The following is a 1,971-nucleotide window of genomic DNA, read 5'->3' on the forward strand; positions in this document are numbered from 1 at the left end:
TGTTATGGTAGTTGTGTTTGTTAGAATGTTTTTACCCAAAAGTGATGCGGCATAGGCGTTTGTCTGGCTCTGGTTTGAGAGTTTGCTTAGTGCTTGATTCATATTTATAAGCTGTTGTAGTTGAGAAAACATTGTATTTTCTGTTATAAACTGATCGCTTGAAAGTGGGTTCATTGGGTCTTGATTTTGAAGTTGAGCTATTAGCAATTTTAAAAAACCATCCTGTGTTATAGTATTTTTTGGATTGTTTATCTGCGATGAGCTTGATGCTGGCGTTAGTGTTGTAGGCGATGCTACTATACTCATAATTTTCCTCCTTTAAATGCTAATGTCTAAAAGCGCATTTGTTTTTCTAAATATGCGCTTTATTTGCTTTGTGTTATTTTCAAAAACATAATTTTGCTGTTTTTGCTGGTTAAAAGCTTGATTAAAAGAATTTTGACCATTGTCAGATTGGTTAAAGTTTTGGTTAAAATTAGAAAATGCTTGGTTTTGTTGGTTTTGGTTTTGATTTAAGTTTTGCTGGCTTGAATTACTTGAAGTTACGCTTATTTGAGAAACATTGATACCTTGCTGTAAAATTGTAGTTTTAAGTGTATCAAGATTGTTGTTTAAAAGGTTTAATACCTCTTGATTATCTACATGAATGCTTGCGCTTAGGGTTTTTGAAGCGTCAATGGATACTTTTACATCAATTTGACCCAACGATGGTGGGTTTAGCTGGATTTGTATAGTCTTTATAATGGGGGGTTTTAAGTTTTGTAGTTCTATTATTTTTTCAATAATGTGATTAATTGGATATGTTTGTTTTGTTACATTTGCGTTTAGAGTGTTTTGTGTTTTTTGAAGACTTGGAATGTCTTGTAAATTAAATAGATTTTGAGTTTGGTTTTGATTGTTTGTTAGTGTATCTGGCTTAATCTGACTTAGGGTTTTTTCTTCAATTAAGGGTTTTTGCTGAAGCTCTTGTGTTTGAGTAGTATTTGGCTGGTTTTGCATTGTAAATAGAGTTTTTAGCGTTTTATTATCTATTGTAAATTTGTTTTGCGGTTCTTGTGGTTGGTTTTGCTGGCTTTGAGAGTTTTCGCTTTGGGGTTTGTTTTGAGATGCAGAATTTGCAATGTCTTTGATTTGTATGTTGCTTGTATTGTTTTGATAATTAATTTTTGGCTGGTCTTTTGGTGATGAAATTTTATTTTCGGTGTCTTCTAATGTTTGTTTGCTACTATATGTATCTGGTTTTGATTGAGCTTCGGCTTGAGAAATATTTTTTGTCTTAGAATTTTGATTGATTTTTGTGCTACCATTCAATTGGGGTTTATCCGATAAAGCTTTATTATATTGTTCATCTTTAGCTACCTTGAGCGTATGCAAAGGATCTTCTTTTGTTTGATTATTGTTTGTTTGGGCATCGGGCTTTGCATTAGGTGATTTTATTGTTGGCGTTTTTTCTTTTGTGAGATTTTCATCTATACCATTTATTTTGGTAGTGAGGATTTGCTTAAAAGATGTATTTTCTTTTTGGTCTGCTTGGGTTTGTTGTGTTTTGTTTTGTAAATTAATTGGTTTATTTGATTTTAGTTCTTGGGATTTATCATCTAAAAGCTTTGAGTTTTCTGTGTTGCTTTGAGTTAATTTTTGTTCAATTTCTATTTGTGCGGCAATTTTATGTATATGTGATTTATCTTTTAATTGTGCGTTTTTATCGTCAATGTTTTCTTTAGCGATTTGAGTTGAATATTTGCTGTTAATCGCAGGTTCACTTAGTTTTTGCAAGGCATCATTGTCAATTGTGCTTGCGGTTTTGGAATTTTGACTTTCTTTACTTTGAAAATTAGCGTTTGGGATATTTTGAATTAATGAAAGTAAAGCAATTATGTCATCTTTTGATAAATGCGTGTTTTTTTCTGAATTGTCCCCTTTTGCTTCTTTTTGATAGTTTACTAACTCTTCAAGCGAGCTTAAAATATC

Annotated in this window: 2 protein-coding genes; both read right to left on the reverse strand. The window is 31.7% G+C overall.

All coding sequences use genetic code 11. The features are described 5' to 3' along the window. The coding region (locus tag Q0C22_RS03355) for a flagellar hook capping FlgD N-terminal domain-containing protein (RefSeq protein ID WP_291490655.1) at positions 1–306 on the reverse strand (306 nt) is incomplete at its 3' end. 12 nt (positions 307–318) lie between these two features. Next, on the reverse strand, positions 319–1,971 hold a 1,653-nt coding region (locus tag Q0C22_RS03360; RefSeq protein WP_291490656.1), incomplete at its 5' end, for a flagellar hook-length control protein FliK.

Origin of the sequence: Desulfurella sp., assembly GCF_023256235.1 — a bacterium.
GTDB lineage: Bacteria > Campylobacterota_A > Desulfurellia > Desulfurellales > Desulfurellaceae > Desulfurella.